Source organism: Methylobacterium segetis (genome assembly GCF_004348265.1).
Lineage (GTDB): Bacteria > Pseudomonadota > Alphaproteobacteria > Rhizobiales > Beijerinckiaceae > Methylobacterium > Methylobacterium segetis.
Genome location: NZ_SMNT01000018.1, coordinates 16,972 through 42,400, shown reverse-complemented (window position 1 = coordinate 42,400; position 25,429 = coordinate 16,972). Strand labels below are relative to the sequence as shown.

The window sequence follows — 25,429 nt, the reverse complement described above, 5'->3', positions numbered from 1 at the left end:
CCCGCCCAATCCTGTGACGGGGACACTCCGCCGCCGGCGGAGCGGGATTCGGCCGCGATGCCCCCAGGGGGCAACCGCATCTCGCTCCGCACGGCTCCCTGAACGCCGCTGGCGTCGAAGCGATCGATGTGTCGTTGTGTAGGCTCTCCGGCAAGGGTTGAGGGCGGTGCGCCGTGGTGGACGAGAGCTTCAAGGCCGATCAGGCCGCGATCGATGCCATGATCGGGGATTTTCGCGGCCAGCGCTTTCTGAGCCCGCCGCCGGACCCCCGGCTCATCGACCCCACCCTCCTGCGCGCCCTGAGCGCCCGGTTGGCCGATCCTTACGCGTATCAGTGGCGTGCGACCCGGGCCAATGCGGACCTCGTCGACGCCCTCTACCACACCGTCACGCAGGCCAACGGATCGCGCTACGGCCTGGGCATCGAGAAGATCGCGCTGAACGACAAGGGTGAGAGCCCGCCGATCTTCGTCGGCCGGAACGGTCATGCGCGCATGCTGGCCTCGGACGAGTTCAAGCTGCATTACTACGTGACGGCCTGCAGCATGAACGTGCGCGCGTTCATTACCTCCTACGACGAGGCCGTCCGGCTGCTCGGCTCCCTGCTTCCGGGATGCGGCTTCCTCCTGCATTGCGCGGATGGCCGCGTCGCCGTCAGGCTGGAGAAGGAAGGCAGGGCCGGCCCCTGGGTCGAGGCAAGCCACGCCGCCCTGGCCCTGGTCCTGGCGGCCCTCGAACATCTGGAGCGCGCCCCGCACGAGGCCGCACACTGGCGGAGCATCTAGGAGGCGGGCCATGCGCCCGCCGCGACGGCGGAGAGGCCGCGTCTCACCCGCCTCGCATTGAAGCCGGAGCGGGACTTTGCCGCGCGCGAGACGTCGTCGCTCCCGAGGGACGCGGCTGTCCGCGAAGATGGGCCCGCCCATCATCGCGGTAGACCTTCGCCCACCGATCAGGCCGGACCGGAAGCTCCAGCGGCATCCCGAGCGATCGACTGCGCCGGATCGGCCTCGTATCGCTGCCTCGCACGCCGGATCGCCCGGTGGCTGGGAAAAGCCCGACGTTCGCGTTCGGAATGCACGACCGTGGCTCGGATCTGCAGCAGATCCTTGCGCGTGACGAGGCCGACAAGGGCGCCGCTTGCCGGATCGATCACCAGGATTCGGCCTTGGCCGGTGGTCATCATGATGTCCGGCGCCCGCGCGACCACATCGTCCGGATGCACGCGCGCCAGCGACGCGTCGGAGATCCTCTCCTCGATGCAATCTCTACCGTGACTTCTCGGTCTTCCACCGCAACGCGTCAGCGCGGAATACCATCCCCACAGGCCTGCGCATGCCATCGACGACGGGATACGCGTGATCCCGGCCGCCTGCGCTGGCCTGAATGGAGGCGGCGATCGACGCGCCGGCATCGAGCATTGACGTCGCGGAGCATGACCTCCGAGACGCGGGTGAGTTCGTGCGGGTCCACGCCGTACTCGCGCATGATGTGCTGCCCGCGTCGCGCGATCTTCTCCGTCGGGATCGACCGCTTCAGGAGCAGCACCGTCACCGCATAGGCCGCGACGGACGCAGCCAGGAGCGGGGCTAGGATACGGACGTCGCCGGTGAGTACCCCAGCGAAAGAGAGGCGCGGATCGCTCCCTCAGCGTCGAGCCGTGCAGGCGGTTTGGAGACCTGACGCCACGCGATTGCGACCCGACCGGTATTCCACCGCGTTGAGGACGACGATGGCTCCGATCAGCAGACCCATCCCGACAATACCGGCCGAAAGCAGGCTCGCCTCCGTCAGCGCATAGCTCACGGACGCACGCCCGAACCCTAAATTTTCAACGTAGAGATCGCATGCATCGCTACCATAAATACCTCGATGCAGCTCACACACCGTAGCCGGATAGTGGCCCTCTTTGTAAAATATCATCATCTGTGCGGCGAGAACCGCAATCCAATAGGAGGCCAGCAGTAGCAGACCATTCTTGAGTATTTTATCCGATGAACTCGGTGACGATTTCGTCAGTCCGACAAGGACACGATCTTCCATCATCACACTCTCTTGCTGACTGCCAGCCCCGAGTATCTGAGTCGATCCCGCGAGGAACGTGCCTAGGTGCTAAAGGCCGAGTTTTGCATGCAGAGAGCATGCCATGCCGTGTGTCCGTCTCCATGACTGCGAAGAGTGTGTCCCGATCGCGTGCCATGCGTGTGCTGGCAGCGGGAACAGCCGGGACTGGGAGGCCGCTGTTACGAAGGCGCGTCAGGAGGAGCATTCCCCTCCGATGCCGCGTCAGCACCTACCCGCGAAATCGAACACCAATCTGCATGCTTCCGATGCGGTCGTGCGCGCGGCATGCACGATCGGACGGAAAGCAGCTGCTCGGATGGCTGCGTCCGAGTTGCCTCAGTTGCACGCAAGGGAGGCAATGACAGCCAGCTCAAGCGGCAAGCGCTGCTGCGTGTGATTGGTGAGCATCCGATGTCGGCCACAGAGCGCCTGTCGGTTAGGCATACTGCATACCAGATTTGCAAATCCGAGGTATCGGAGCTATAAGGTACATCGAGGTTGTATCTTTAAAAGGCGCCGATGCCCCAACCTGCGCATCCCGTAAGCCGGTGCTGAGGGTCGCCGCCGTAAAGGGCGCAAGCGGAGGATGCGGGAAGTCTCACTCGGCAAGCCGAGCGTCGGCTTTTCCCGCCCCTGTCGATCGATCAAGTCCCACTTCAGCCTGAGGCGCATTCTCGCATGATCGAGCCCGGTGGTCCCGCCCGATACAGTGAGCACGCCCGCGGCTTTCGCCTGTTCAGGCCGATTCTCGCCGGGGCAACGCTGAGGGAGCGCCTTGTCGCATGCTTGGGAGCCCTGGCCGGTATCACGCTCACCGGCCTGATCTGCGGCTGGTTCTTCGGACAGGGCCCGCACATTCCGCTCATCGTGGCGCCGATGGGAGCGTCGGCCGTCCTGCTGTTCGCCGTGCCGGCGAGCCCCCTGGCCCAACCTTGGCCCATCATCGGGGGCAACACGATCTCTGCCTTCATGGGCGTCCTCGCTGCCTATCTCATTCCGGATCCGGTCGTGGCGATCGGCGTCGGCGTCTCGCTGGCCATCGCCGCGATGTCGCTCACGCGCTCCCTGCACCCGCCAGGTGGGGCGGCCGCCTTGACGGCGCTGATCGGCGGCCCGGCCGTGACCTCCGCCGGGTTCCTGTTCCCCCTGTTTCCGGTCTGCATCAACTCGGTGATCTTGGTGGCGCTCGGGATTGCGTTCCATAAGATCTCGCGCCGCAACTACCCGCACGCTCCCGTCAAGGCTCCCGTCAACACACACGGAACGTCGGACCTGCCTGCACCGCTCCGCGTGGGCTTCAGGCCGGAAGATGTGGACGCGGCGCTGGTCGCGCTCGACGAGACCTTGGACATCGACCGCGGCGATCTCGACCGCCTCCTTCAGCAGGTCGAGCTCAACGCGCTGGTCCGGACCCAAGGCGACATCACCTGCGGCGAGGTCATGTCGCGGGATGTCGTGACCCTCGGGCTGGACAGCAGCACCGAACGGGCCCGGGAACTGCTGCTCGCGCACAACATCAGGACGCTGCCGGTGGTCGATGGGGACGGCCGGGTGATGGGCACGGTGGGATTGCGGGAACTCGCCCTTCGTCCCTCCGGCAGCCTCGCGGAGGCGATCTCTGAAACCAAGACGGCCGCTCTCAACGATCCCGCCGTCGGCTTGGTCCCGACGCTCACGGATGGCCGAACGCACGCGATCGTGGTCACGGCCGAGGACCGCACGGTCCTCGGGGTCATCACCCAGACGGACCTGCTCGCGACCCTGGCGCGCACCGCCTCGGCGAAAGCCTTCGACCCGCGTGCGGGATTGGCCGCGTAGCGAGGGCTAACCCCGCTTCAGCGCTGGCCGGCAAAGGCACGCATGGAGGTCGTGGACGCTCGGCGGCCGACCGGAGACGATGCCGCCGTCGGAGCGCATCAAACCCATGCGTTCCTCACCGCCACGGCGCATGCGGGCGAGTCCGACGACAGAATCTGACTGAACTTCTTTGCGGATCAGCGCTTTAGGCGGCTGATGGTGCCCAGGAAAGGACTCGAACCTTCACCTCTTGCGAGACTGGTACCTGAAACCAGCGCGTCTACCAATTCCGCCACCTGGGCCCGTCGACCGCGTGCGGCCGGCGTTGGCGTTCGTTTAGGGGGCGGAGGCGGGATCGTCAATCCGGATTCCGCCCCGCTTCGCACGTTCAGGCGCTCGGCCACTCGCGGATGTCGACGAAGCGGCCGGCCACGGCCGCCGCTGCCGCCATGGCGGGGGAGACGAGATGGGTGCGCCCGCGCGGGCCCTGGCGGCCCTCGAAATTGCGGTTCGAGGTCGAGGCGCAGCGCTCCTCGGGCCGCAGCTTGTCCGGGTTCATGCCGAGGCACATGGAGCAGCCGGGCTCGCGCCAGTCGAAGCCGGCCGATTTCAGGATGCGATCGATCCCCTCGGCTTCCGCCTGCGCCTTCACCAGACCGGAGCCCGGCACGACCATCGCCGAGACGCCGGGATGGATGGTGCGCCCCTCCACGATCTTCGCCACGGTGCGCAGATCCTCGATCCGGCCGTTCGTGCAGGAGCCGATGAAGACCCGGTCGAGGGTGATGTCGGTGATCTTCGTGCCGGGCGTGAGGCCCATATAGGCCAGCGCCTTCTCCTTGGACTGGCGCTTGTTCTCGTCTGCGATGCCCGACGGGTCGGGCACGCTGCCCTGCACTGAGACAACGTCCTCCGGGCTCGTGCCCCAGCTCACCAGAGGCGGCAGGTTGGCCGCATCGAGCCGCACCTCGCGGTCGAAATGGGCGCCTTCGTCGGTCAGGAGGCTCTCCCAGTAGCGGCGCGCCCGGTCGAAGGCCTCGCCCTTCGGCGCCTTCGGGCGGTCCTTGACGTAGGCGTAGGTGGTCTCGTCGGGCGCGACCATGCCGGCGCGCGCGCCGCCCTCGATCGACATGTTGCAGATCGTCATGCGGCCCTCCATCGAGAGGGCGCGGATCGCCTCGCCCGCATACTCGATGACGTGGCCGGTGCCGCCCGCCGTGCCGATCTCGCCGATGATCGCCAAGATGATGTCCTTGGCCGTCACCCCCGGCGGCAGCGTGCCGTCCACGGTGACGCGCATGTTCTTCGCCTTGCGCTGCAGGAGCGTCTGCGTGGCCAGAACGTGCTCGACCTCCGAGGTGCCGATGCCGTGGGCGAGCGCGCCGAAGGCACCGTGCGTCGAGGTGTGGGAATCGCCGCAGACGATGGTCTGGCCGGGCAGGGTGAAGCCCTGCTCGGGGCCGATGATGTGGACGATGCCCTGGCGCCGGTCGAGGGCGTCGTAGAACTCGATGCCGAAGTCGCGCACGTTCTCGGCCAGCGCCTCGAGCTGCGTGCGGCTCTCGGGATCCTCGATGCCGAAGCGGCGGTCCGAGGTCTGGACGTTGTGGTCGACCACCGCCAGCGTCTTCTCCGGGTGGCGCACCCGGCGCCCGGCGACGCGAAGCCCCTCGAAGGCCTGGGGGCTCGTCACCTCGTGCACGAGGTGGCGGTCGATGTAGAGGAGGCTGGTGCCATCCGGCTCGACATCGACGACGTGGTCGTCCCAGATCTTGTCGTAGAGGGTGCGGGGGGCGCTCATGATACAGGTCGCGTCTGGTGTGGATCTCGTCCGGTTGCCGGATCGGACCCCTTTAGTAGTGTCGCCGAGCCCGTTTCGGAAGTGGCGGAAGGCGGCTCGGCGCAGATGGCTGCCCGGATGAGCCCGCATGGTGCCGGAAACCGGCCCGCGCGGCCCGCTTCTGCCGCCTGACGGGCCGCCGCGCGGCCGCTATAAGGGCGGCCTCCTGTCCGCACCGTGCGGATCCGCTCCCGGGACCTGAGACGTTGCGCCCCGACCTCCTCCTCCTCCGCCCGATGCAGCCCCTCGTCATGGAGGCCCTGGAGCGGGCCTTCACCCTGCACCACCTCGACGCGGCCGCAGAGCCCGCGGCCCTCCTCGCCGAGGTCGGGCCGCGGATCCGCGGCATGGCGGTCAACGCCCACGCGCCGATCGATGCGGACCTGCTCTCCCGCCTGCCGAACCTCGAGATCGTGGCGAGCTTCGGCGTCGGCTACGACACGATCGACGTGGGCGAGGCGCGCCGCCGCGGCGTCGTCGTGACCAACACGCCGGACGTCCTCTCGGACGAGGTGGCCGATTTGGCGCTCGGCCTCCTCCTCGCAACGCTCCGCCAGATCCCGCAGGCCGACCGCTACCTGCGGGCCGGGCGCTGGCCGGACAAATCCTTCCCGCTCACCGCGACCCTGCGCGACCGCACGGTCGGCATCCTCGGCCTCGGCCGCATCGGCCGCGCCATCGCCCGCCGGCTCGAGGGCTTCGGCGTTGCCATCGCCTATCACGGGCGCTCCCGGCAGGCGGTGCCGTACGCCTACCACGCCTCGCTCCTCGATCTGGCCCGCGCCGCCGACGTGCTGATGATCGTGGCCCCGGGCGGCCCGGAGACGCGGGGCGTCGTGAACGCCGAGGTTCTGGAGGCGCTCGGCGCGCAGGGCATCGTGGTGAACGTCGCCCGCGGCAGCCTGATCGACGAGGCCGCCCTGATCGCGGCCCTGCAGGCCGGCACGATCCTGGGCGCCGGCCTCGACGTCTTCGCCGACGAGCCGCACGTGCCGCCCGAACTGATGGCGATGGACCACGTGGTGCTGCTGCCGCATGTCGGCTCGGGCTCGGTGCACACCCGGGCGGCGATGGGGCAGCTGATCGTGGACAATCTCACCGCGTGGTTCTCCGGCAAGGGTCCTCTCACGCCGGTGCCGGAGACGCCCTGGAGCGGACGCCCGTGAGGCGCGTGCTCGCCGCCCTCCTGCTCGCGGGCTGGCCCGCCGGGCTGCAGGCGCAGGAGGCGCCCCCTCCCCCCTTCGTCGCCAGCCTGCCGGACGCGGCGACCGGCGTGCCGGGCACCTGGGACCTCTCCCGCGACGGAAGCACGCGGCGCTGCGTGATGACGCTGACCGCCGAGAGCGGCGAGGCCGGACGGCGCCTCTTCTTCCCGGCGGGCTGCCGCAAGGCGCTGCCGGTCCTGAACGGTATCGCCGGCTGGCTCTTCACGGACGGGGCGATGCGCCTCGTCGACCGCAATCTGCGGCCCGTCCTGATGTTCGCCCGGCGCCCGGACCAGCGGAGCCTGCTGGCCTCCTCGGAGGGCGGCGAGACCTACAGCCTCGTGCCGCTGCAGATCCAGGCGATGCGGCCGCCCGAGCCCCCCTCGGCGGAGCCGGCCGAGACGGCGCCCTCCGCCGCAGGCGGCACCGCAGCCGCGCCGCCGCAGGAACCCGGACCGGCACCGGGCGTCTACGCCCTCGACCGGTACCGCGACCAGGATGTCTGCCGTCTCTCCCTCGCGCCGGGCGACGGTTCGGCGGCCCCGGTGCACATCCTGGACGGCTGCCGCGACAGCGGGCTGGCGATCTTCGACCCGGTGACGTGGCGCTACGCCTCGGGACGCCTGACGCTGGTGGCCAGGCGCGGCCACGTCGTGAACCTCGTGCGGATCGGCGAGGACAAGTGGCGCCGCGACCCCGAGACGGGGACGACCTTCCAGCTGCGGAAGATCGAGGGCCCCTGAGGGAGCCCGCTCGCCCCGAACGCCCGGATCCCTAGACCTGCGGCCTCTGGGCCGGCAGCATCCGCTCGTGCAGGCCGTCGCGGCGGATGGCGACGTGCCAGGCCGTCGCCAGCACGTGGAGCACCACGAGGGCGTACACCGCCCATTGCCCGACGAGGTGGATCTGCTTGAAGACCGGCTGCAGCGCCTCGTTCCTGGCGAGGCCCGGCGCCGTGAAGAGCCAGAAATACGGCGTGTCCCGCCCCGCGAGCGCGCTCAGCAGGTAGCCGCTCAACGGCATGACCAGGAAGATCGCGTAGAGGAGCCAGTGGTTGACCCGCCCGAGCAGGGTCAGGGCGGCAGGCGTGCCCGGATGCGGGGGTGCGGGGTGGATCATCCGCCAGACGATGCGGGCGACCACGACGGCGAGGATCGTCAGACCGACCGACTTGTGCAGCACGAACATGGTGCCCTTGGCCGGCGCCTCGCGGGCGAGGCTCTCGGCGATCCAGGCGAGCGGCAGCACCGCGAGAACCAGGGCGGCGGTCACCCAGTGCAGCGCCTGCTGCGTCGCAGTGTAGCGCAGGCGCGCCGGTCGCGCGGTGTCGGCCATCCTGTTCCCCCCTCCTTTTCCCCTTCCCCGCCCGCGGAACGGCTCAGATCGCCGCGGCGGGGTCGCCCCCGAGCGGGTTGCCGTCATCCTCGTTGCGGGCGTCGCGCGTGCTGCGGCGGGGACGGCGCTCGAGGAACGAGCGGCCGAGCGCGCGCAGCGGCGCCGAGAGCCGGCGCAGATCCTCGGCGCGCTCCATCACGCGCTCGCCGTTGCGGATCTCGCGGTCGAGCCGGGCCATGGTGCGGGCGAGCGACGGGTCGTCGTCGTCGAGCCAGGTCTCGACCACGCGGGAGAAGGCGATCACCGTGCCCTGCAGCTTGAGGCGCCCGAGGGGGCCTTCCGTGTCGATGCCCGCAGCCGCCAGCATGTAGCGGTGCGAGTTGAGGGCGACGCCGTTGAGCGCGATCATCGCGAGCGGGTCGCCGCGAAGAGCGTACGAGATCCGGCGCAGGGCCGGCTTGTAGGGGGTCATGGCGTCGAGACGGCGCATCAGCACGTCGAACAGGCGCTCGCGCGCGGGCTCGTCCGCGAGGTCGGAGGTGTCGCCCTCCAGCACCGTCCGGTCGATCAGGCGGGAGAGGCCGCCGAGCACGGCGCCCTTGGAGGGGAAGAGATCGCGCATCTCGGCGAGACTGAGATCCGCCTCCCGGGCGATGTCGCCGAGTTCGATGTCGTTCCAGGGCTGCTCGGCAGCCAGCCGCATCAGAGCCTGGACGGCGGCCTCGCGGGGCGGGAGCTTCGGCGCCTCGGCTTCCGGCCCGGCAGCCTTCGCCGCCCTCGTGCTCCTGCCCTTCGGGCTTCCGGACTTCTCCATCGCGTCCCGCTCCTCGTCGGCCTCGCCCTCTATGTAAGCGCCGTTTCCCGATGGGGACCCCGGAGGAGGAAGAAAAAACGCCGCGGGGCGGCCCGCTCAGCCGGCGAGTTCGCCGGCCCGGCTCTTCGCCGCGGCGACCGCCTCCCGCAGGAGCGCGGGCATCCCGTCGGCGCGCATCAGCACCTCGAGGGCCGCCGCGGTGGTGCCACCGGGGGAGGTCACGTTGCGCCGCAGCTCGGCCGCCTCGGTCGCCTCCGCATCGAGGAGGGCGCCCGAGCCCGAGACCGTGGCCCGGGCGAGCCGGCCCGCGATCCCGGGCGGCAGGCCCGCCGCGATGCCGGCTTCCGCCAGCGCCTCGGCCAGCAGGAAGACGTAGGCGGGGCCGGAGCCGGAGACGGCCGTCACCGCGTCGATCAGCCCCTCGTCGTCGAGCCACTCGACGAGGCCGGCGGCCCGCAGCAGGGCGTCGGCGCATTCCCGTTGGCCGGGCGTCACTTCCGGGCTCGCGGCGGCGCCGGTCGCCCCCCGCCCGATGCTGGCCGGCAGGTTCGGCATGGCGCGCACGACCGCGCGGGCTCCCGGCAGCCGCGCCTTCAGGTCGGCGATGGTCTTGCCGGCGAGGATCGAGACGACGAGCGTGTCCGGACCGACGAGGGGCGCCAGCGCGGGAGCCGCGGCCGCGAGGCCCTGCGGCTTGACCGCGAGGACGAGCGCCTCGGGCACCTGCGGCTCAGCCGGGTTGAGGGCGAGGCCGCGGGCGGCGCAGAGAGCGGCGAGTTCGGGCGAGGGTGCGGGCTCGACGACCGTGGTGCGCCGGGGATCCAGTCCGCCGGCGAGCCACCCCGCCAGCATGGCGCCCCCCATCTTGCCCGCTCCCACGAGGGTCAGGGAGGCGGGCAGGCTTGCGACCGTGTCGGGCATGGCCGTGCGACCCTACGCTTCGCCCTCGGTCTCGAACAGCACCGCGTCGAGGGCTTCCCGCGCCGGCTTGCCGGCCCAGAGCACGAACTGGAAAGCCTGGAAGTAGCGCTCGCAGGCCTCGACGGCCGATTTCAGCATCATGCCGCATTGTGGATGCGTCGGCGCGACGCCGCCGGCGAGCAGGAGCGCGTGGCGGAACATCACCACGTTGTCCGTCGACCACAGGTCGAAATGGCCGATCCAGAGCTGCTCGTTGACGAGGGAGACGAGCTTCAGCACCTCGTTGCGCCGCCGCTCCGGGACCTTGAGGTCGAAGGCGCAGGCGACGTGCAGGGCCTCCATGTCCTCGATCCAGGTGAAGGCCACGTGGTATTCCGTCCAGCGGCCCGAGACGGTGACGGACATCTCGTCCGTCTCGGCCCGGTCGAAGATCCAGTCGCGCAGGGAAGCGAGGCGCTCCACCACGTCGAGCGGGTGCTCGAGCCGGTCGTGATCTTCGGTGTCGACGTGGAGCTGGGTCATGGCGATCCGGGCTGCCGGCCCGCAGGGGCCGCAGCGACAGGGTGAGGACAAGAAACCGGAGCGACCAAGCGCGCCGCGACAAGGTGAGAGCCGAACGGACAAGGTTCAGCGCAGGGCGGCGAAAGCTTAGGCGTTCATGGTCTTCGGCGAATCAGGCGAATCAGTGCGTCCCTGACTATAGACCGCGCCGGACTCGCGTTTCAAAGCGGGCATCGCGGCCGGTGAACAGGAAAGGGCCTATCCACCGCTGCTTCCTGTGCACAAGCGCTCGCCGGTGGACAGGTTCTCGGGGCGCTCTTGCCGGCATCCTTGCCGGAGCCGCGAGGCCCCTGCGTCAGACTGACTCGGTGGTGCCCGCGCCCACCTCGGGGCCGAGCTTGGCCTCGAGCGCGGCCACGCGCGCGGCGAGCCCGTCATTCTGGGCGCGCAGGGTCGTGACGAGGTCGCGCAGCACGTCGACCTCCTCGCGCGAGGCGATGTCCATGTCGCGGATCAGCCGCTCGAACTGCGCCTTGACGACGCTCTCCGCCTCGCGGCGCACGCCCTGCGCGGCACCGGCCGCGTCGGTCATGAGGCGGGCGAAATCGTCGAACAGGCGGTTGGGGGTCTGCATCGTCCGTCTCCCGGGATCGAGCGATGCCACAGCGCGGCACGCGCCCGTTGGCTGCGCGGATGGTCCGGCGCCGAAGCATTTCGCCGCCGCGTCGGGACATAGGAATCCGCGGACTCGGCGGCAATCGGGCACCGGCCCGCGGCGGCGCTTTCCACAGCGGGCGCAGCACCCGGGCGGCCGCGGGAAACAGCCGGTTACAATTTTGGGACCCGGACCCCGTTCCGAATGCTCGAACCGGCAAGGCATAAAGGCCGCCGAGACTGGCTAGCCGAACCGGCCGATGACGACGAATCCGACACCCCACATCCTCCTCGTCGAGGACGACCGCGAGATCAGCGCCCTCGTCGCCCGCTACCTGCGCGCCAACGAGTGCCGCGTCAGCCTCGCCGGCGACGGGCGCGAGATGGACCGCGTCCTGTCCGACGCGCGGGTCGACCTCATCGTCCTCGACCTGATGCTGCCCGGCGAGGACGGCCTCAGCCTCTGCCGGCGCTTGCGGCGCGCCTCGTCGATCCCGATCCTGATGCTGACGGCGAAATCGGAGGAGATTGACCGGATCGTCGGGCTGGAGCTCGGCGCCGACGACTACCTCGCCAAGCCCTTCAACCCGCGCGAACTCCTCGCCCGCATCCGCGCGGTCCTGCGGAGGGGCGTCTCCACCGAGGCCGCGGGCGACGACGGGGCGCGCCGCCTCCATTTCGCGGGCTGGACGCTCGACGTCTCGCTCCGCCAGGTGCTGAGCCCGGAGGGCGCGCGCATCGCCATCACGGGGGCCGAGTTCGACCTCCTCCACGCCCTCTGCCTGAGGCCGGGCCGGGTGCTCTCCCGCGACCAGCTCCTCGACCTGACGCAGGGGCGCGCCGCCGGCCCGTTCGAGCGCAGCATCGACGTGCTGATCAGCCGGATCCGCCAGAAGATCGAGCAGGATTCGCGCAATCCCGAGATCATCCGTACCATCCGGTCCGGGGGCTACCTGTTCACCCCGGAGGTGACCCGGTCATGACCGCACCGGCCCGGCTGACGCGCCTGATGGCGCGCCTGCGCCCGCGCAGCGTCGCGGGGCAGATCGCCCTCCTCGTCGTCGCGGCGATCGCCGTCGCGCATGTGGTCGCCACCCTCGCCTTCGTCCTGCTGCGCGAGCCCTGGCGGCCGGACGACCATCCCGGCGTGGCGGCCAACCGCCTCGCCACCGTCGCCCGCCTTCTCGACGCGGCCGAGCCGGGCGAGCGCGACGCGCTGCTGCGCAACGCCGCCCGCTCCCTGCCGAACCTCCGGATCGCGCCCTGGGACGGGAATGCGCCGGCCGCGGGCGCCGAGGATCTCGACGACCACCCGATCGTCGGGCGGCTGCGCGATGGGTTCGGCCGTCCCCTCGCCGTCGTCGATCTGGCGCCGAAGGAGGCGCGGCGCGACGCGCTGCGGCTCGGCCTCGTCACGCCCTCGGGCGCCGTCTTCCTCGCGAGCCTGCCGGACGAGGCGCTGCGCTCGCCGCGCCAGGGCGCCATCATCTTCACCGTGGTCTTCCTCGGGCTCACCCTCGCCCTCCTCTGCGTCTGGGCGGCCCGGGCGCTGACGGCGCCGCTCGCGCGGCTCGCCGTCGCGGCGGAGGCTTTCGGCGCCCGCACCGACATCGTCGCGCTGCCCCGCCGGGGGCCGGAGGAGGTGCTGGCTGTCTCCCGCGCCCTGGAGCGGATGCGCGAGCGCGTCCGCCGCCTGATCGACGACCGCACCCAGATGCTGGCCGCGATCAGCCACGACCTGCGCACGCCGATCACCCGCCTGCGGCTGCGGGCGGAGTTCATCGAGGACGAGCACGCCCGGACGATGACGCTGCGCGACCTCGACCAGATGAACGGCCTCGTCGAGGCCGCCCTCTCCTACGTCCGCGACGGGCAGGGCGGCGAGGCCGGCCAGATGGTGCTCGTCGACCTCGCCTCCGTGGTCCAGACGGTCTGCGACGGGTTCAGCGACATCGGCGCCGACGTCCGGGTCGAGAATCCCCGCCACGTCCTCGTGCGCGGCCGACCCGACGAATTGCAGCGGGCGCTGACGAACCTCGTCGAGAACGCGGTGAAGTACGGCGGCTCGGCCGTGCTGCGGATGGACAGCGGACCCCGCGGCGCCTCGGTCGAGGTCTGCGACGAGGGACCCGGCATCCCGGAGGCGGAGCGCGAGGCCATGCTCCAGCCCTTCGTGCGGGGCGACCGGGCGCGCAATCTCAACGAGGCGAGCGGCTTCGGCCTCGGCCTCTCCATCGTCCTCGCCATCGCCGAGGCGCATCGGGGCCGCCTCAGCCTCGCCAACCGGCCCGAGGGCGGCCTCTGCGCGCGGTTCGAGCTTCCCGCCGGGGCGCAGGGTGTGCCGGCCGCCCCGCCCGCCGCCCCGCCCCTCGCGGCCGAGTGAGTCCGGGCCGGGCTTCGCACCGGGCCGTGCAATCCTGTTTCCCCTCGTGTCCCCCCGCCGAGGGCGACACGCCGCGAAACCGATCCGGCCTGGGCCGCAAGACGCATGAGTTGCAGACCTCGCAGGGCCGGACGTCCGGGGGCTCCGCCGGCGGCCTCGGCAGCGGCGGCGCGCAAGGATCCGCCCTGCTTCGTCGATTTCCAGGCCTGAGCGGGCCGGAGATCCTCAGAACTCCCTTCAGAACTCCATGTCGAGTTCCTCGATCTCCTCGGGCTCGTTCAGGGCGGCCTCGGTCCACTCGACCATGAGGGGCCAGGACAGGATGGTGTCGCGATAGGCGTTGACGCGAGGGGGCAACGCCACGTCGTAGGTCCGGAAGCGCGTGCAGACCGGCGCGTACATGGCGTCGGCGAGCGTGGGCGCCTCGCCGAAGAGGTAGGGACCCTCGTACTGGGTGAGGCACTCGTCGAAGATCGCCACGATCCGCTCGATGTCGCCCCGGGCGCCGTTGAAGATCTTGAAGTTCGGATGGTGCGCCTTGAGGTTCATCGGCAGCGCCGAGCGCAGGTTGATGAAGCCGCCATGCATTTCGCCGGCGATGGAGAGGCAATGGGCGCGGGCGGCCACGTCCTTCGGCAGGAAGCCGGCATCCGGGTAGAGCTCGGTGAGGTACTGCGCGATGGCGAGCGTGTCCCACACCGCCACGCGGCCGTGGGACAGGCGCGGCACGAGGAAGGAGGGCGAGAGGTGCAGGAGCTCCGCCCGCGTCGAGGCGTCGGACCCCGACAGGACCTCGGTCTCGAAATCGAGGCCGGCCATGCGACAGACCAGCCAGCCGCGCAACGACCAGGACGAGTAGTTCCGGCTTGAGATCGTCAGCGTCGCCGCGCCCATCGTGTTTCCCCCTCGGAGGTATTTTTCCCTCGGGCGAACCGAATCAAGACTCGTGCCGCGCTCACGCCCGGCTCCGGATGCCCTTCGAGGGGCGGCGCGATCCGCGCGGGCCGGCCGGCTGGCATATCTCATGCAAACGCTTCGCGGTGATGCAGCGGAACAACAGCCTGCGGCTTCGTACTTTTTGCCGGTTGCGGCCAATCTGCGCCCGGCTAATCCTTAGCGCGCAATGAACATGCAGCGCACAGTGGCGTGGCTGCCCTCCTCCACGGCCGTGACGTCCCTCTCCGAGGGGCGATCACGCATGAGAGCCCGCCCCATGCTGTACGATGCGTTCGAGGTGCAGGCCGACCTCGCGGAACAGACCCGCGCCTGGGGCCGCGTTCTGCACGATGCGATCTCGCCCTGGACCCGGGCCGGCCACCGCGAGCCGGCGACGTGGTGGGCGGCCGGTGCCCGCATGATGATGCGCGCCGGCCTGACCTTCGCGCGGCCCGCCTTCGGAATCTCCGGTGTCCGGGTCGGCAACCGGGACGTTCCGGTGATCGAGGAGCCGGTCGCGGCCACGCCCTTCGGCACGCTGCTGCGCTTCCGCAAGGACATCGACGCGCCCCAGCCGAAGGTGCTGGTGGTGGCCCCGCTCTCCGGCCACTTCGCGACCCTCCTCAGGGGCACCGTGCGCACCCTGCTGCCGGACCACGACGTCTACATCACGGACTGGCACAACGCCCGGGACGTGCCCGTCTCGGCCGGCCGCTTCGGCTTCGACGATTACGTGGACCACCTCGTCCAGTTCCTGGAGACGATGGGCGAGGGTTCGCACATCGTGGCCGTCTGCCAGCCCGCGGTGCAGGCGCTCGCCGCCGCCGCCGTGATGGCGCAGGCCAGGAACGCGGCCGCGCCCCGCTCGATGACCCTGATGGCCGGCCCGGTCGATTGCCGGATCAGCCCCACGGCCGTGAACCAGCTCGCCATCTCGAAGCCGATCGACTGGTTCGAGAAGAACCTGATCTCGACCGTGCCGCGCCGCCACAAGGGCGCAGGCCGCCGGGTCTATCCCGGCTTCGTGCAGGTCTCGGCCTTCGTGTCGATGAACGCCAAGCGCCACATGCAGGGCCACGCGGACCTGTTCTGGCACCTCGCCAACGGCGAGGCCGACAAGGCGCAGGCGATCGAGACCTTCTACGACGAGTATTTCGCGGTGCTCGACCTCGCGGCCGAATTCTACCTCGAGACCGTGCAGATGGTCTTCCAGGACTACACCCTCGCCAAGAACGAGCTCACCTACCGGGGCACGCCGATCGACATGCGCGCCATCCGCCGCACGGCGCTGATGACGGTCGAGGGCGAGCGCGACGATATCTGCGCTGTCGGCCAGACCATGGCCGCCCACGACCTCTGCACCGGCCTCGCCCCCCACATGAAGAGCCATCACCTCCAGGCCGGCGTCGGCCATTACGGGGTCTTCTCGGGCCGGAAATGGGAGGCCCAGACCTACCCGCTGGTGCGCAACTTCATCCAGTCGCACAGCTGAGCGGGCCTCTGTGGCAGCGCTGCCGCGCCGGCCGGGCAGCGCGCCGCCATCCGCACCGGACGCCGCCTGCCCGGTTGGAAGTCGCGGACGCTTCGTGTATGGGATCGGGTCAGGTGTGAATTTACGCGCCGATTCGAGTCCGTTCGATCGACGTCCCTCCCGGGTGCCACCCGGGACAGGGGCGTTTGTCGGTTTCTCAGCGAGACCGGAACCTCGACGTCGGCGCCGCCCGAAAACAGATGCTCTAGAGGATCAAGACCGTTGCAGGTACTCGTTCGCGACAACAACGTCGATCAGGCGCTCCGCGTTCTCAAGAAGAAGATGCAGCGTGAAGGCATCTTCCGCGAGATGAAGCAGCGCAAGGCCTACGAGAAGCCCTCCGTCCGCAAGGCACGGGAGAAGGCCGAGGCCGTCCGCCGCGCGCGCAAGCAGGCGCGCAAGACCGCGATCCGCGAGGGCCTGATCGCGGCCCCGAAGCCGAAGCCCCGCTTCGGTGCCGGCGGCCCGCGCCGCCCGGGTCTGCCCTCCACGAGCGCCGCTCCGCAGCAGCAGAGCACGGGCGCCGCGACCGCCTGATCTCCGGCCCGGGCCGTCACGGCGGCCCGACCGGACCGATCTCCGGACCCCATCTCCCGACGAGGCCCGGCCGCCCTGCGGCGCGGGCCTTTTCGTTGGGCCGCCCGCCGTCCGGTCAGGCCGCCCGTGCGGCGTCGGTCGCCCGCTCGGCCTGGACCAGCACGTCGAGGGCCCGCCACGGCTTCTGCATGAAGACGGCGCCGGACGGCAGGCGGGCGTTGCGGCCCTCGTCGTAGCCTGAGGTGACGATGACGCGGACCTCCGGCCAGCGGCTCTCGACCGTGCGGGCGAGCGAGATCCCGTCCATGCGGCCCGGCAGGCGCACGTCGGCGAAGAGCAGGGCGACGGTGAGGTCCGACCGCTCCAGCACGGAGATCGCCGCCTCCGCGCTCTCGCAGGCGATGACGTCGAGATCGGTCTCCTCCAGGACGGCGGCGGCGAGATCGCGCACGGCCGTATCGTCCTCCACCACGAGGGCGACGGGGCATGGGGGCAGAGCTTGGCCCATGAAGCCTCCTCTTCTCAGGTTGTTGTGATGCCTCGGGACACGCGCAGGCCACGACAGGGCTGCTGATTCCCATCCGCCCATGCTGCGCCGGCCTCGATCAACGGGCAAGAGTCGGGATTATTTCCGTCGCAATGTCCAATTTTACACGGAGCGCGGGCGGCACGCGCCGAAGCCTCTCGGATGCCATCCCCGCGCCCTGCTGCGGCCCCCGTTGCGCGCGAGCCTCACCGGGCTCGATGCTGCGGTGCATTAACGATCTGTTCACCGCAACGGACTGAATGTTACGGTTGTGTGAACGTGGGGGCCGAAACGGAACGGCGCTTGCTTGGCTGTCCGCGAGCCCGGACCGGGAGCCAGTCCCACGCGTTCGTCAGGGGGTGTTCGTCGCCATGTGCCGCTTCCTCGCCTATAGCGGTGAACCGGAATTCCTGTCCGACTTGGTCTGCGCGCCGACGCATTCCCTCGTGCACCAGTCGCTGCACGCGGCCGAGGCGAAGACCGAGACGAACGGCGACGGCTTCGGCATCGGCTGGTACGGCGAGCGGCCCGAGCCCGGCCTCTACCGCGACGTCTCCCCGGCCTGGTCCGACGAGAACCTCGTGAATCTCTGCCGCCAGGTGCGAGCGAGGACCTTCTTCGCCCATGTCCGCGCCGCCACCGGCACCGTCACCAGCCGGGCGAACTGCCATCCCTTCGTGCACGGCCGGCACATGTTCATGCATAACGGGCAGATCGGCGGCTACCACCGCATCAAGCGGCGGCTGGAGGCCCTGATCCCCGACGCGCTCTACGACGGGCGCCGGGGCACCACGGATTCCGAGGCGATCTTCCTCCTGGCGCTCGCCAACGGCCTGGAGGACGACCCGATCGGCGCCATGGCCGAGACGCTCATGACGGTGCGCGGCCTGATGCGCGGCGCCGGCATCGGCGAGCCCCTGCGCTTCACCGCGCTCCTGACCGACGGCGAGTGGCTCACCGCCTATCGCTGGGCCTGCGACGGGCGCCCGCCGAGCCTCTACTCTCGCCAGAGCGAGACCGGCCTCGTCGTCGTCTCCGAGCCCATCGACGGAAGCCGCGAGGGCTGGCGCGTGGTGCCGAAGGGCGGGACGCTCCGGGCCCGGCGCGGCGAGATCACCCTCGCCGAGGGGCCGGAGGCGCTCCCGGAGATGATCGCCGCCTGAGGCTCCGCTCTCCGGAGGCTTGGCCCCCTCGGACCGGACGCCTAAAAGACCCCTGCCGGCAGGCTGGCCGGCCGAGCAGGGTGGGTCGCCATGGGCGGTTACGCGGACGTCGAACTCCACATCGCGGGGCGCTGGCGGGGCGGATCGGGGGACGAGCGGCGGCCCGTCCTGAACCCCGCGACCGGCGAGACGCTGGGCCAGCACGCCGTGGCGAGCCGGGCCGACCTCGACGAGGCGCTCGAGGCGGCCGAGCGGGGCTTCGCGGCATGGCGCAAGGTGGCGCCGATCGAGCGCGCCAAGGTCCTGCGGCGCGCCGCCGACCTCCTGCGGGAGCGGGCCGAGGACATCGCCCGCACCATGACGCTGGAGCAGGGCAAGCCGCTGGCCGAGGCCCGCCTCGAGACGCAGGTCGCCGCCGACGTCACCGACTGGTTCGCAGAGGAGGGCAAGCGCACCTACGGCCGGGTGATCCCGGCCCGCCAGGAGGGCGTGATGCAGCTCGTCCTGCGCGAGCCGATCGGCCCGGTCGCCTGCTTCACGCCTTGGAACTTCCCGCTCAACCAGGCCGTGCGCAAGATCGCGGCGGCTCTGTGCACCGGCTGCTCGGTGATCCTGAAGGGCCCCGAGGACACGCCGGCTTCCTGCGCCGCGCTCGTCCGGGCCTATCTGGATGCCGGGGTGCCGGGCGACGCGCTCTCCCTCGTCTACGGGGACCCGGCCGCGATCTCCGCCTACCTGATCCCGCACCCCGTCATCCGGAAGATTTCGTTCACGGGCTCGACGGCGGTGGGCAAGGAACTCGCCGCGCTCGCCGGCCGCCACATGAAGCGGGTGACGATGGAGCTCGGCGGCCACGCCCCGGCGATCGTGTTCGAGGATGCCGACGTCGAGAAGGCGGTCTCGGTGCTCGGCACCAACAAGTTCCGCAATGCGGGCCAGGTCTGCGTGGCGCCGACCCGCTTCCTCGTCCACGAGAGCGTGTTCGACCGCTTCCTCGACGGGTTCACGGCCTTCGCCGAGGGGCTGACGGTCGGCGACGGGCTCGCCCCCGAGACGCGGATGGGGCCGCTGATCCACGGCCGCCGCCTCGAGGCGATGGAGAGCCTCGTCGCCGACGCCACGGCGCAGGGGGCAACGCTCCGCACGGGCGGCAAGCGCATCGGCAACCGCGGCAATTTCTTCGAGCCGACCGTGCTGACCGACGTGCCGCTCTCGGCGCGCCTGATGAACGAGGAGCCGTTCGGCCCGGTGGCCGCCGTGCAGCGTTTCTCGGACGACGAGGCGGCGTTGCAGGAAGCGAACCGCCTGCCCTACGGGCTCGCGGCCTACGCCTACACCCGCTCGGCCGCGCGCGCCGCCAAGGTCGCCGCGCGGATCGAGAGCGGCATGCTCGGCATCAACCATCACGGCCTCGCGGTGCCCGAGACGCCCTTCGGGGGCGTGAAGGATTCGGGCTACGGCAGCGAGGGCGGCGCCGAGGCCCTGGAGGGCTACCTCGTCACGAAGTTCGTGACCCAGGCGGGCGCCTGAGATCCGGCCGGCGGACGCGCGCAGGCCTCATCGTCGCCCCGGAGCATCGCGCCGGGAACGTCGGGATCGAGGAAGGGGACGCGGGACGCCGCGGGACCCGAGAGTGGTGTTGCGCTGCGGATGCCGATCCCACGGCGTCCCACGGCCTCCCGCCCTCGCGGGCCTTGAGGCCGCCTTCGCGTCGCGGTTCTTGCTACACGCGCGTCGACTCCGGCTTCGGGCCGCGTATGTCGGCGGACCCCGATCGGACCTCTGTCGCCGCACCGGGCCTCGTAGTGGTGCCCGGCACCGGTTCCCTCAGGGCCGCCGGCCGGGCGTGAGCCCGAACCGCCGACCCTGCGTCGCGAGCGTGCCCGGGACGATGGCGACCGAAGCCACCGGCGCGGGACCGCCCTGCCGCCCAGGCCCGCCCGGTCGGCCACCGGGAAGGCCCCCTGCTCGGCGGCGGCAGATGCGGGATTGAAAGCAGATTTTAGGAATTCTGTCAAGAACAAATCGCGTACGCAGATCCGTTCAATAATGCGGCGGGGGCGGCTCGGGGGTGCGGGGATCGGTGCGCCCGGCCGCCTCCTCGACGTGCTCGGTGAGCACGGCGACCTGCCGCGTCAGCCGGTCGATGATCCGCCACTGCTCGGTGATCGTGCGGTTCAGATCCTCGATCGCCTGGTCCTGCTCGGTGAGGCGCATCTCCAGTCGGTCGATGCGGGCGCCGTCGTCGCTCATCGTTTGGCCTCCGCGAAGGATCCCAGCGCCTCGGCCGGGTGGTCGCCGTGTTCCTCGAGGCCGTGGCCGAGGGCGATGCGGCCGTCGAAGACGAAGCAATCCCCCCGCCAGCGGCTCTCGGCCTCTGGCACGGTCTCGAGGTATTTCAGGATGCCGCCCTGGAGCAGGTGGACGTTCCGGAAGCCCCGCGCCCTCAGGTAGGCGCCGGCCTTCTCGCAGCGGATGCCGCCGGTGCAGAACAGGGCGATCTCGGGCTCCTCCGCGGGGTCGAGCGCGTCGGCATAGGCGCGGAAATCGGCAAAGCGGGTCAGGCCCGGATCCTCCGCGCCGTGAAAGGTGCCGAGCGCCACCTCGAACCGGTTGCGGGTGTCGACGAGGCGCAGGCCCGGGCGGTCGAGGAGCGCGTTCCACGCCTCCGGCGGGACCCGTGTGCCGACATCGCCGGTCGGATCGGTGGCGCCGGCGTCGAAGGTGACGATCTCGGGTTTCCGCTTCACCTTCATGCGCCGGAAGGGCGGCTCCTCCGCCGACGACAGCTTGCATTCGAGGGCGTCGAGCCTCCCGCCGAGGAGCGGGCCGGCGCGGAGCTCCGAGAGGAAGGCGTCGATGGCGGCCGCCTCACCGGCCACCGTGCCGTTGATCCCCTCGCGGGCGAGGAGCAGCGTGCCGGTGAGCGCCAGGGACTCGCAGAGCGCCTGGAGCGGCGCAACGAGGGCATCGGCATCGGGGAGCGGCGTGAACCGGTAGAGGGCAGCGACGGTGTAGGGCATTGGGCGGGGTTTAGCAGGGGATGGCGCGGGAGGACACGGGCAGGAGGACACGGGCAGGAGGGCACGGGCAGGAGGACACGGGCGAGCGAGGCGCGCCGCGCGCCCTCCCCCGTTCGGGAGAGGGCTGGGATGAGGGGTGCGCGTCATCCGGAGAGGTCGCACCCCTCACCCGGTCCGCGTCCCGCGGACTCGACCTCTCCCGAACGGGAGAGGTGGATGGCGGCGTGTTTCGAGGCCATTCTCGACCGAGGCGCAGGATCGCAGATTTAGAGAGGACCGCACCGATGCCGATCGCCACCCGGACCCTGCGCCTGCTCGGGCCCGGCTCGACCGAGAACGTAACTGTGCGCCTCTACCGGCCCGAGGTGGAGGATGGGGGCTGGATCTGCCGCTACGCCATCGGCTGGCCGGACGTACGCACCACGGCTTTGCCGGCGGCGTCGACGCGGTCCAGGCGCTGAACCTCGCGCTCCAGCGGGTCGGGTTCGCGCTTCACCGCAGCCCGCACCATGCCGAGGGCCGCCTCGTCTGGGAGAAGCCCGGCGACGGATACGGATTTCCGGTGCCGCCGAGTGCGCGGGATCTGCTGGTCGGCGCGGATCGGGTTTTCGAGTGAGATGCTGGTTCGGAAGGCTGCTCGCAGGTGGTGCAACCTCACGCTTGCGGCCGCTTTCGGTCTTTCTCGGCCCTTCGGAAGGTCTGCTTGTCGGCAATCTGATCAGCTCGAAACGACCGAGCTTGGCCGAAGGCGGAACAGCGGCTTCCGGGTATCAGGCCCCGCAAAGCGGACATCGCGTTTCGGTAGGCGTTGCAGCGCGTCTGTCCTTCATGCCGTCGGCAGCACCTCCGTTCGTGGTTCGCATCGCCCACCGGCAGGCCAGAGGCTTCGTACGTTTCCGACCGTTCGCGCATGCCGGGACGCGCATGGATGCCCACCGTAAATATTCCCCGTCACGCGATAGTATTGCAAGTGGTGCCGGCATTATGAAGCGCCGAAGAAATCGGATGCGCAGATACAACGTCTTGTTGGGCTAAGCCCTCGGATTATGATATACTTCGTATGATCGCGGTATTTGCCGTCTTGAGAATTCTCATTACGACCAAGATACGTACTTTATGCCGAGGAGCGCCGCGGCTCTCATCTGTTTTCGATGCCTGCTGTCGTCCCGGCTCGACCGTACTCGCGCAAGCTGGTCGGCTCAGAACACCTGAGAAGACCGCAAACCACCAAAATTCCGTCAAATTACGCCTGGACTTCGACGCCCGACCCGTTGAAAGGCGCCGGCCATCGACGGGTTTGCTCTCATAGCGAAGGGTGGGGCTATGACGTACGGCGTGGATTTCAGCGTCAGCAGCAGCTGGAACGCGGGTTTCATCGGTTCAGTCTCGGTGAAGAATACTGCGCCGACCGGGACGAATGGCTGGCTCGTCGAGTTCGATGCACCCTTCGAGATCACGAACCTCTGGAACGGGGTCATCGTCAGCCATGTCGGCACCCGCTACGTGGTCCGCGACGCCGGCTGGAACAGCACGATCGCGCCGAACGGATCGGTGAGTTTCGGCTTCCAGGCCGCCTCCCAGGGCACCGCGCCTCCGCCGACAGGCTTCGTCGTGAACGGCGAGGCGGTGGGGACGGGTGCCCCGGCGCCGCCCCCCACCGTCACGATCGGTGACATCTCCATCACCGAGGGCAACACGGGCACGGCGCCCGCGAGCTTCAAGGTCTCGCTCAGCGCGGCCTCGAAGGAGCCGATCACCGTCGCGTATTCGAGCGCCGACGGGACGGCGACGGCCGGGGCGGACTACACGGCAACGAGCGGCACGCTCACCTTCGCCCCCGGCGAGACCAGCAAGACGATCAGCGTGCCGGTGGTCGGCGACACGGTGCTGGAGGGCAACGAGACCTTCCGGATCAACCTGTCGGGCGCGACGAAGGCGACGATCGCGAAGGCGGCCGGCATCGCCACCATCGTCAACGACGACGCCGCGCCGCCGCCGATGCCCTCGATCGGCGTGTCCGACATCACCCTGAGGGAGGGGACGGGCGGGACCACCAACGCCGTCTTCACGCTCACCCTGTCGGCTGCGAGCACCGCCAGCGTCACGGTGGGCTACCAGACGCAGGACGGAACCGCGCTCGCGGGCTCGGACTACGCGGCGACCTCCGGGAGGCTCACCTTCGCGCCCGGCGAGACCGTCAAGACGGTCGTGGTCCCGGTGACGGGCGACGCGCTGAGCGAGGGAAGCGAGGCCTTCAGGCTCAACCTGCTGCAGCCGACCGGGGCGACCCTCGCGAGGGCGCAGGCCACCGCCACCATCACGGACGATGACGCGCCCCGGCCGACGCTCAGCGTCGCCGACATCTCCATCGTCGAGGGCAACCCGGTGGTCACCTCGACGGGCGGCACCGGCCTCGGCAGCGGCTACTTCCACACGCAGGGCAGCCAGATCCTCGACGCGGCCGGCCACACCGTGAAGATCGCCGGCGTGAACTGGTTCGGCATGGAATCGGGCCGCTACGCCCCGGACGGGCTGAACGTCCGCAATTACAAGGATATGATGCAGCAGATGGTGGACCTCGGGTTCAACACCATCCGGCTACCCTTCTCCGACCAGCTCTTCGACGCGGCGAGCACGCCGAACGGCATCGACTACGGCAAGAACCCGGATCTGGCGGGCCTGTCCGGCCTGCAGATCATGGACAAGATCGTGAGCGCCGCCGGCCAGCTCGGCCTGAAGATCATCCTCGACCACCACCGCTCCAGCGCCGGGGCCGGGGCCTCCGAGAACGGCCTGTGGTACAACGGCACCTACAGCGAGCAGAGCTGGATCAGCAACTGGAGCATGCTGGCGAAGCACTTCGCCGGCAACAGCACCGTCATCGGCGCCGACCTGCACAACGAGCCCTACAACGGCACCTGGGGCGGAGGCGGGGCCACCGACTGGGCGGCGGCGGCCGAGCGGGCCGGCAACGCCGTCCTCGCCGCAAACCCGAACTGGCTGATCTTCGTCGAGGGCGTCGCCTCCTACCAGAACAATTTCTACTGGTGGGGCGGCAACCTGATGGGGGTCAAGGACCGTCCCATCCAGCTCAGCAGCCCGGGCCACCTCGTCTACTCGGCGCACGATTACCCGAACTCGATCTACGGGCAGCCCTGGTTCAACGATCCGAGCTTCCCAAACAACATGCCGGCGAAGTTCGACCAGATGTGGGGCTACATCGCCCGCGAGAACATCGCCCCCGTCTATCTCGGCGAGTTCGGCAGCAAGCTCACCGATCCGAAGGACGTCGCCTGGCTGTCGAAGCTCCAATCCTACTTGTCGGGCGACTGGGACGCCAACGGCACGCGCGACATCGCGGCCGGCCAGCAGGGGGTGAGCTGGACTTGGTGGTCGTGGAACCCGAATTCCGGCGATACCGGGGGCATACTCAAGGACGACTGGACCAGCGTGCAGACCGACAAGGTGTCGAGCCTGCAGCCGCTGATGTTCCACTTCAGCGGCGACGGCGGGACGACGACCGTCGACGGGACGACGAGCGCGACCTTCACGGTGAGCTTGTCGGCGGCGGCCGCGACGGCGGTCAGCGTCGACTACACGACTCTGCCCGGCACGGCAGACGCGAGCGACTTCACGGCGACCAAGGGCACGCTCACCTTCGCGCCGGGCGAGACCACCCAGACCGTCACGGTCACGGTGAAGGGCGACGCGGCCGCCGAGGCGAACGAGACCTTCCAGTTCGCCCTCTCGGCGCCGAGCAACGCGGATCTCGGCCACGGCACCGCCACCGCCACGATCGTCAACGACGACGGCGGCGTGAGCACGCCGACCACACCGCCCTCCACGGGCACGCCGTCGACGGGCACCCCGCCGGCGGCCGGTGCGCCGACGCTCCTGCCCAAGACCACGGTGGTCAACGACTGGGGCACCGGCGTCGTCACCAGCACCGCGCTCAAGAACACCGGCACGGCCGCGCTCGACGACTGGACGATCAAGCTGAAGACGCCGCTGGAGATCACCAATATCTGGAACGCCGAGATCGTGAGCCACACGAACGGCGAGTACGTGATCCACAGCGCGACCTGGAACCATCACCTCGATCCCGGTCAGGAGATCAGCTTCGGCTTCCAGGCCGCCGGTCACGCGACCGCCGGCTCGTTCGACTGGGTGATCTGAGGCCCCGCGGACCGCTGGCGGCG

General features: G+C 70.1%; 23 protein-coding genes, 1 tRNA gene and 1 pseudogene. 12 read left to right on the top strand and 13 right to left on the bottom strand.

Annotated elements, in window-relative coordinates:
• Positions 1–176 precede the first annotated feature (176 nt).
• Complete coding sequence (locus E1J50_RS06885) at positions 177–785, top strand: hypothetical protein (protein WP_132251776.1); 609 nt, start codon at positions 177–179, stop codon at positions 783–785.
• Between the two features lie 167 nt (positions 786–952).
• Here the strand turns inward: E1J50_RS06885 and E1J50_RS28415 are convergent, their stop codons facing one another.
• The gene (locus E1J50_RS28415) at positions 953–1,225 is read right to left on the bottom strand and encodes a CBS domain-containing protein (protein WP_342635889.1); all 273 of its coding nucleotides are present in this window, start codon (positions 1,223–1,225) and stop codon (positions 953–955) included.
• A 422-nt stretch (positions 1,226–1,647) separates the two neighbouring features.
• Entirely contained in the window at positions 1,648–2,046 is a 399-nt protein-coding gene (locus E1J50_RS06875; RefSeq protein ID WP_132251774.1) for a hypothetical protein, read from the bottom strand.
• 696 nt (positions 2,047–2,742) lie between these two features.
• Here E1J50_RS06875 and E1J50_RS06870 point away from each other — a divergent pair.
• The gene (locus E1J50_RS06870; protein ID WP_132251772.1) at positions 2,743–3,882 is read left to right on the top strand and encodes an HPP family protein; all 1,140 of its coding nucleotides are present in this window, start codon (positions 2,743–2,745) and stop codon (positions 3,880–3,882) included.
• Positions 3,883–4,078: 196 nt separating this feature from the next.
• Here E1J50_RS06870 and E1J50_RS06865 read toward each other — a convergent pair.
• Positions 4,079–4,163 (bottom strand) — tRNA-Leu (locus E1J50_RS06865).
• A gap of 86 nt (positions 4,164–4,249) precedes the next feature.
• Positions 4,250–5,662 carry a 3-isopropylmalate dehydratase large subunit gene (gene leuC / locus E1J50_RS06860; RefSeq protein WP_132251769.1) on the bottom strand — a complete coding sequence of 471 codons (1,413 nt, stop codon included), beginning with the start codon at positions 5,660–5,662 and terminating at the stop codon, positions 4,250–4,252.
• Between the two features lie 275 nt (positions 5,663–5,937).
• Between leuC and E1J50_RS06855 the strand changes: the two genes are divergently transcribed.
• Positions 5,938–6,867, top strand: coding sequence for a 2-hydroxyacid dehydrogenase (locus tag E1J50_RS06855; protein WP_132251809.1), 930 nt, complete (start codon positions 5,938–5,940; stop codon positions 6,865–6,867).
• Positions 6,864–7,649: an AprI/Inh family metalloprotease inhibitor gene (locus E1J50_RS06850; protein WP_425374915.1), complete on the top strand. Its 786-nt coding sequence runs from the start codon at positions 6,864–6,866 to the stop codon at positions 7,647–7,649. Before E1J50_RS06855 ends, E1J50_RS06850 begins: the two co-directional genes overlap by 4 nt.
• A 31-nt stretch (positions 7,650–7,680) precedes the next feature.
• Here the strand turns inward: E1J50_RS06850 and E1J50_RS06845 are convergent, their stop codons facing one another.
• The 5 genes from E1J50_RS06845 to E1J50_RS06825 form a co-directional block, all read right to left on the bottom strand.
• Positions 7,681–8,241, bottom strand: coding sequence for a cytochrome b (locus E1J50_RS06845; protein ID WP_132251766.1), 561 nt, complete (start codon positions 8,239–8,241; stop codon positions 7,681–7,683).
• Between the two features lie 43 nt (positions 8,242–8,284).
• Positions 8,285–9,055 carry a TetR/AcrR family transcriptional regulator gene (locus tag E1J50_RS06840; RefSeq protein WP_132251764.1) on the bottom strand — a complete coding sequence of 257 codons (771 nt, stop codon included), beginning with the start codon at positions 9,053–9,055 and terminating at the stop codon, positions 8,285–8,287.
• Positions 9,056–9,151: 96 nt separating this feature from the next.
• Positions 9,152–9,976: a pyrroline-5-carboxylate reductase gene (gene proC, locus E1J50_RS06835; RefSeq protein ID WP_132251762.1), complete on the bottom strand. Its 825-nt coding sequence runs from the start codon at positions 9,974–9,976 to the stop codon at positions 9,152–9,154.
• A gap of 12 nt (positions 9,977–9,988) precedes the next feature.
• Positions 9,989–10,498, bottom strand: a complete 510-nt coding sequence (locus E1J50_RS06830; RefSeq protein ID WP_132251760.1) for a type III secretion system chaperone family protein — start codon at positions 10,496–10,498, stop codon at positions 9,989–9,991.
• 334 nt (positions 10,499–10,832) lie between these two features.
• Complete coding sequence (locus tag E1J50_RS06825; RefSeq protein WP_132251758.1) at positions 10,833–11,111, bottom strand: accessory factor UbiK family protein; 279 nt, start codon at positions 11,109–11,111, stop codon at positions 10,833–10,835.
• 280 nt (positions 11,112–11,391) lie between these two features.
• On the opposite strand from E1J50_RS06825, the gene E1J50_RS06820 reads away from it, so the two are divergent.
• Both E1J50_RS06820 and E1J50_RS06815 read left to right on the top strand, forming a co-directional pair.
• A complete protein-coding gene (locus tag E1J50_RS06820) occupies positions 11,392–12,114 on the top strand; it encodes a response regulator (RefSeq protein WP_132251756.1) in 723 nt (240 codons plus the stop codon).
• Positions 12,111–13,514 (top strand): ATP-binding protein, encoded by a 1,404-nt coding sequence (locus tag E1J50_RS06815; RefSeq protein WP_132251754.1) that lies wholly within the window; start codon positions 12,111–12,113, stop codon positions 13,512–13,514. The genes E1J50_RS06820 and E1J50_RS06815 overlap by 4 nt, the downstream gene beginning before the upstream one ends.
• Positions 13,515–13,751: 237 nt before the next feature.
• On the opposite strand, the gene E1J50_RS06810 is transcribed toward E1J50_RS06815, so the two are convergent.
• Positions 13,752–14,408: a glutathione S-transferase family protein gene (locus E1J50_RS06810; RefSeq protein WP_132251752.1), complete on the bottom strand. Its 657-nt coding sequence runs from the start codon at positions 14,406–14,408 to the stop codon at positions 13,752–13,754.
• Between the two features lie 319 nt (positions 14,409–14,727).
• Between E1J50_RS06810 and E1J50_RS06805 the strand changes: the two genes are divergently transcribed.
• Together E1J50_RS06805 and rpsU are read left to right on the top strand one after the other, a co-directional pair.
• Entirely contained in the window at positions 14,728–15,942 is a 1,215-nt protein-coding gene (locus tag E1J50_RS06805; protein ID WP_132251750.1) for a polyhydroxyalkanoate depolymerase, read from the top strand.
• Positions 15,943–16,203: 261 nt separating this feature from the next.
• A complete protein-coding gene (rpsU, locus tag E1J50_RS06800; RefSeq protein ID WP_132251748.1) occupies positions 16,204–16,518 on the top strand; it encodes a 30S ribosomal protein S21 in 315 nt (104 codons plus the stop codon).
• A gap of 115 nt (positions 16,519–16,633) precedes the next feature.
• On the opposite strand, the gene E1J50_RS06795 is transcribed toward rpsU, so the two are convergent.
• Positions 16,634–17,026 (bottom strand): response regulator, encoded by a 393-nt coding sequence (locus E1J50_RS06795; protein ID WP_132251746.1) that lies wholly within the window; start codon positions 17,024–17,026, stop codon positions 16,634–16,636.
• Between the two features lie 389 nt (positions 17,027–17,415).
• Between E1J50_RS06795 and E1J50_RS06790 the strand changes: the two genes are divergently transcribed.
• Both E1J50_RS06790 and E1J50_RS06785 read left to right on the top strand, forming a co-directional pair.
• Entirely contained in the window at positions 17,416–18,207 is a 792-nt protein-coding gene (locus tag E1J50_RS06790; protein WP_132251744.1) for a class II glutamine amidotransferase, read from the top strand.
• 90 nt (positions 18,208–18,297) lie between these two features.
• Entirely contained in the window at positions 18,298–19,737 is a 1,440-nt protein-coding gene (locus E1J50_RS06785) for an NAD-dependent succinate-semialdehyde dehydrogenase (protein ID WP_132251742.1), read from the top strand.
• Positions 19,738–20,250: 513 nt separating this feature from the next.
• Here the strand turns inward: E1J50_RS06785 and E1J50_RS06780 are convergent.
• Positions 20,251–20,460, bottom strand: coding sequence for a SlyX family protein (locus tag E1J50_RS06780; RefSeq protein ID WP_132251739.1), 210 nt, complete (start codon positions 20,458–20,460; stop codon positions 20,251–20,253).
• Positions 20,457–21,230: an oxygen-dependent tRNA uridine(34) hydroxylase TrhO gene (gene trhO, locus E1J50_RS06775; RefSeq protein WP_132251737.1), complete on the bottom strand. Its 774-nt coding sequence runs from the start codon at positions 21,228–21,230 to the stop codon at positions 20,457–20,459. The genes E1J50_RS06780 and trhO overlap by 4 nt, the downstream gene beginning before the upstream one ends.
• Positions 21,231–21,250: 20 nt before the next feature.
• Between trhO and E1J50_RS28500 the strand changes: the two are divergent.
• Both E1J50_RS28500 and E1J50_RS06770 read left to right on the top strand, forming a co-directional pair.
• Positions 21,251–21,846: pseudogene (locus tag E1J50_RS28500) on the top strand (DUF6968 family protein).
• 707 nt (positions 21,847–22,553) lie between these two features.
• Positions 22,554–25,406: a Calx-beta domain-containing protein gene (locus E1J50_RS06770; protein ID WP_132251735.1), complete on the top strand. Its 2,853-nt coding sequence runs from the start codon at positions 22,554–22,556 to the stop codon at positions 25,404–25,406.
• The last annotated feature ends 23 nt before the right edge of the window (positions 25,407–25,429 follow it).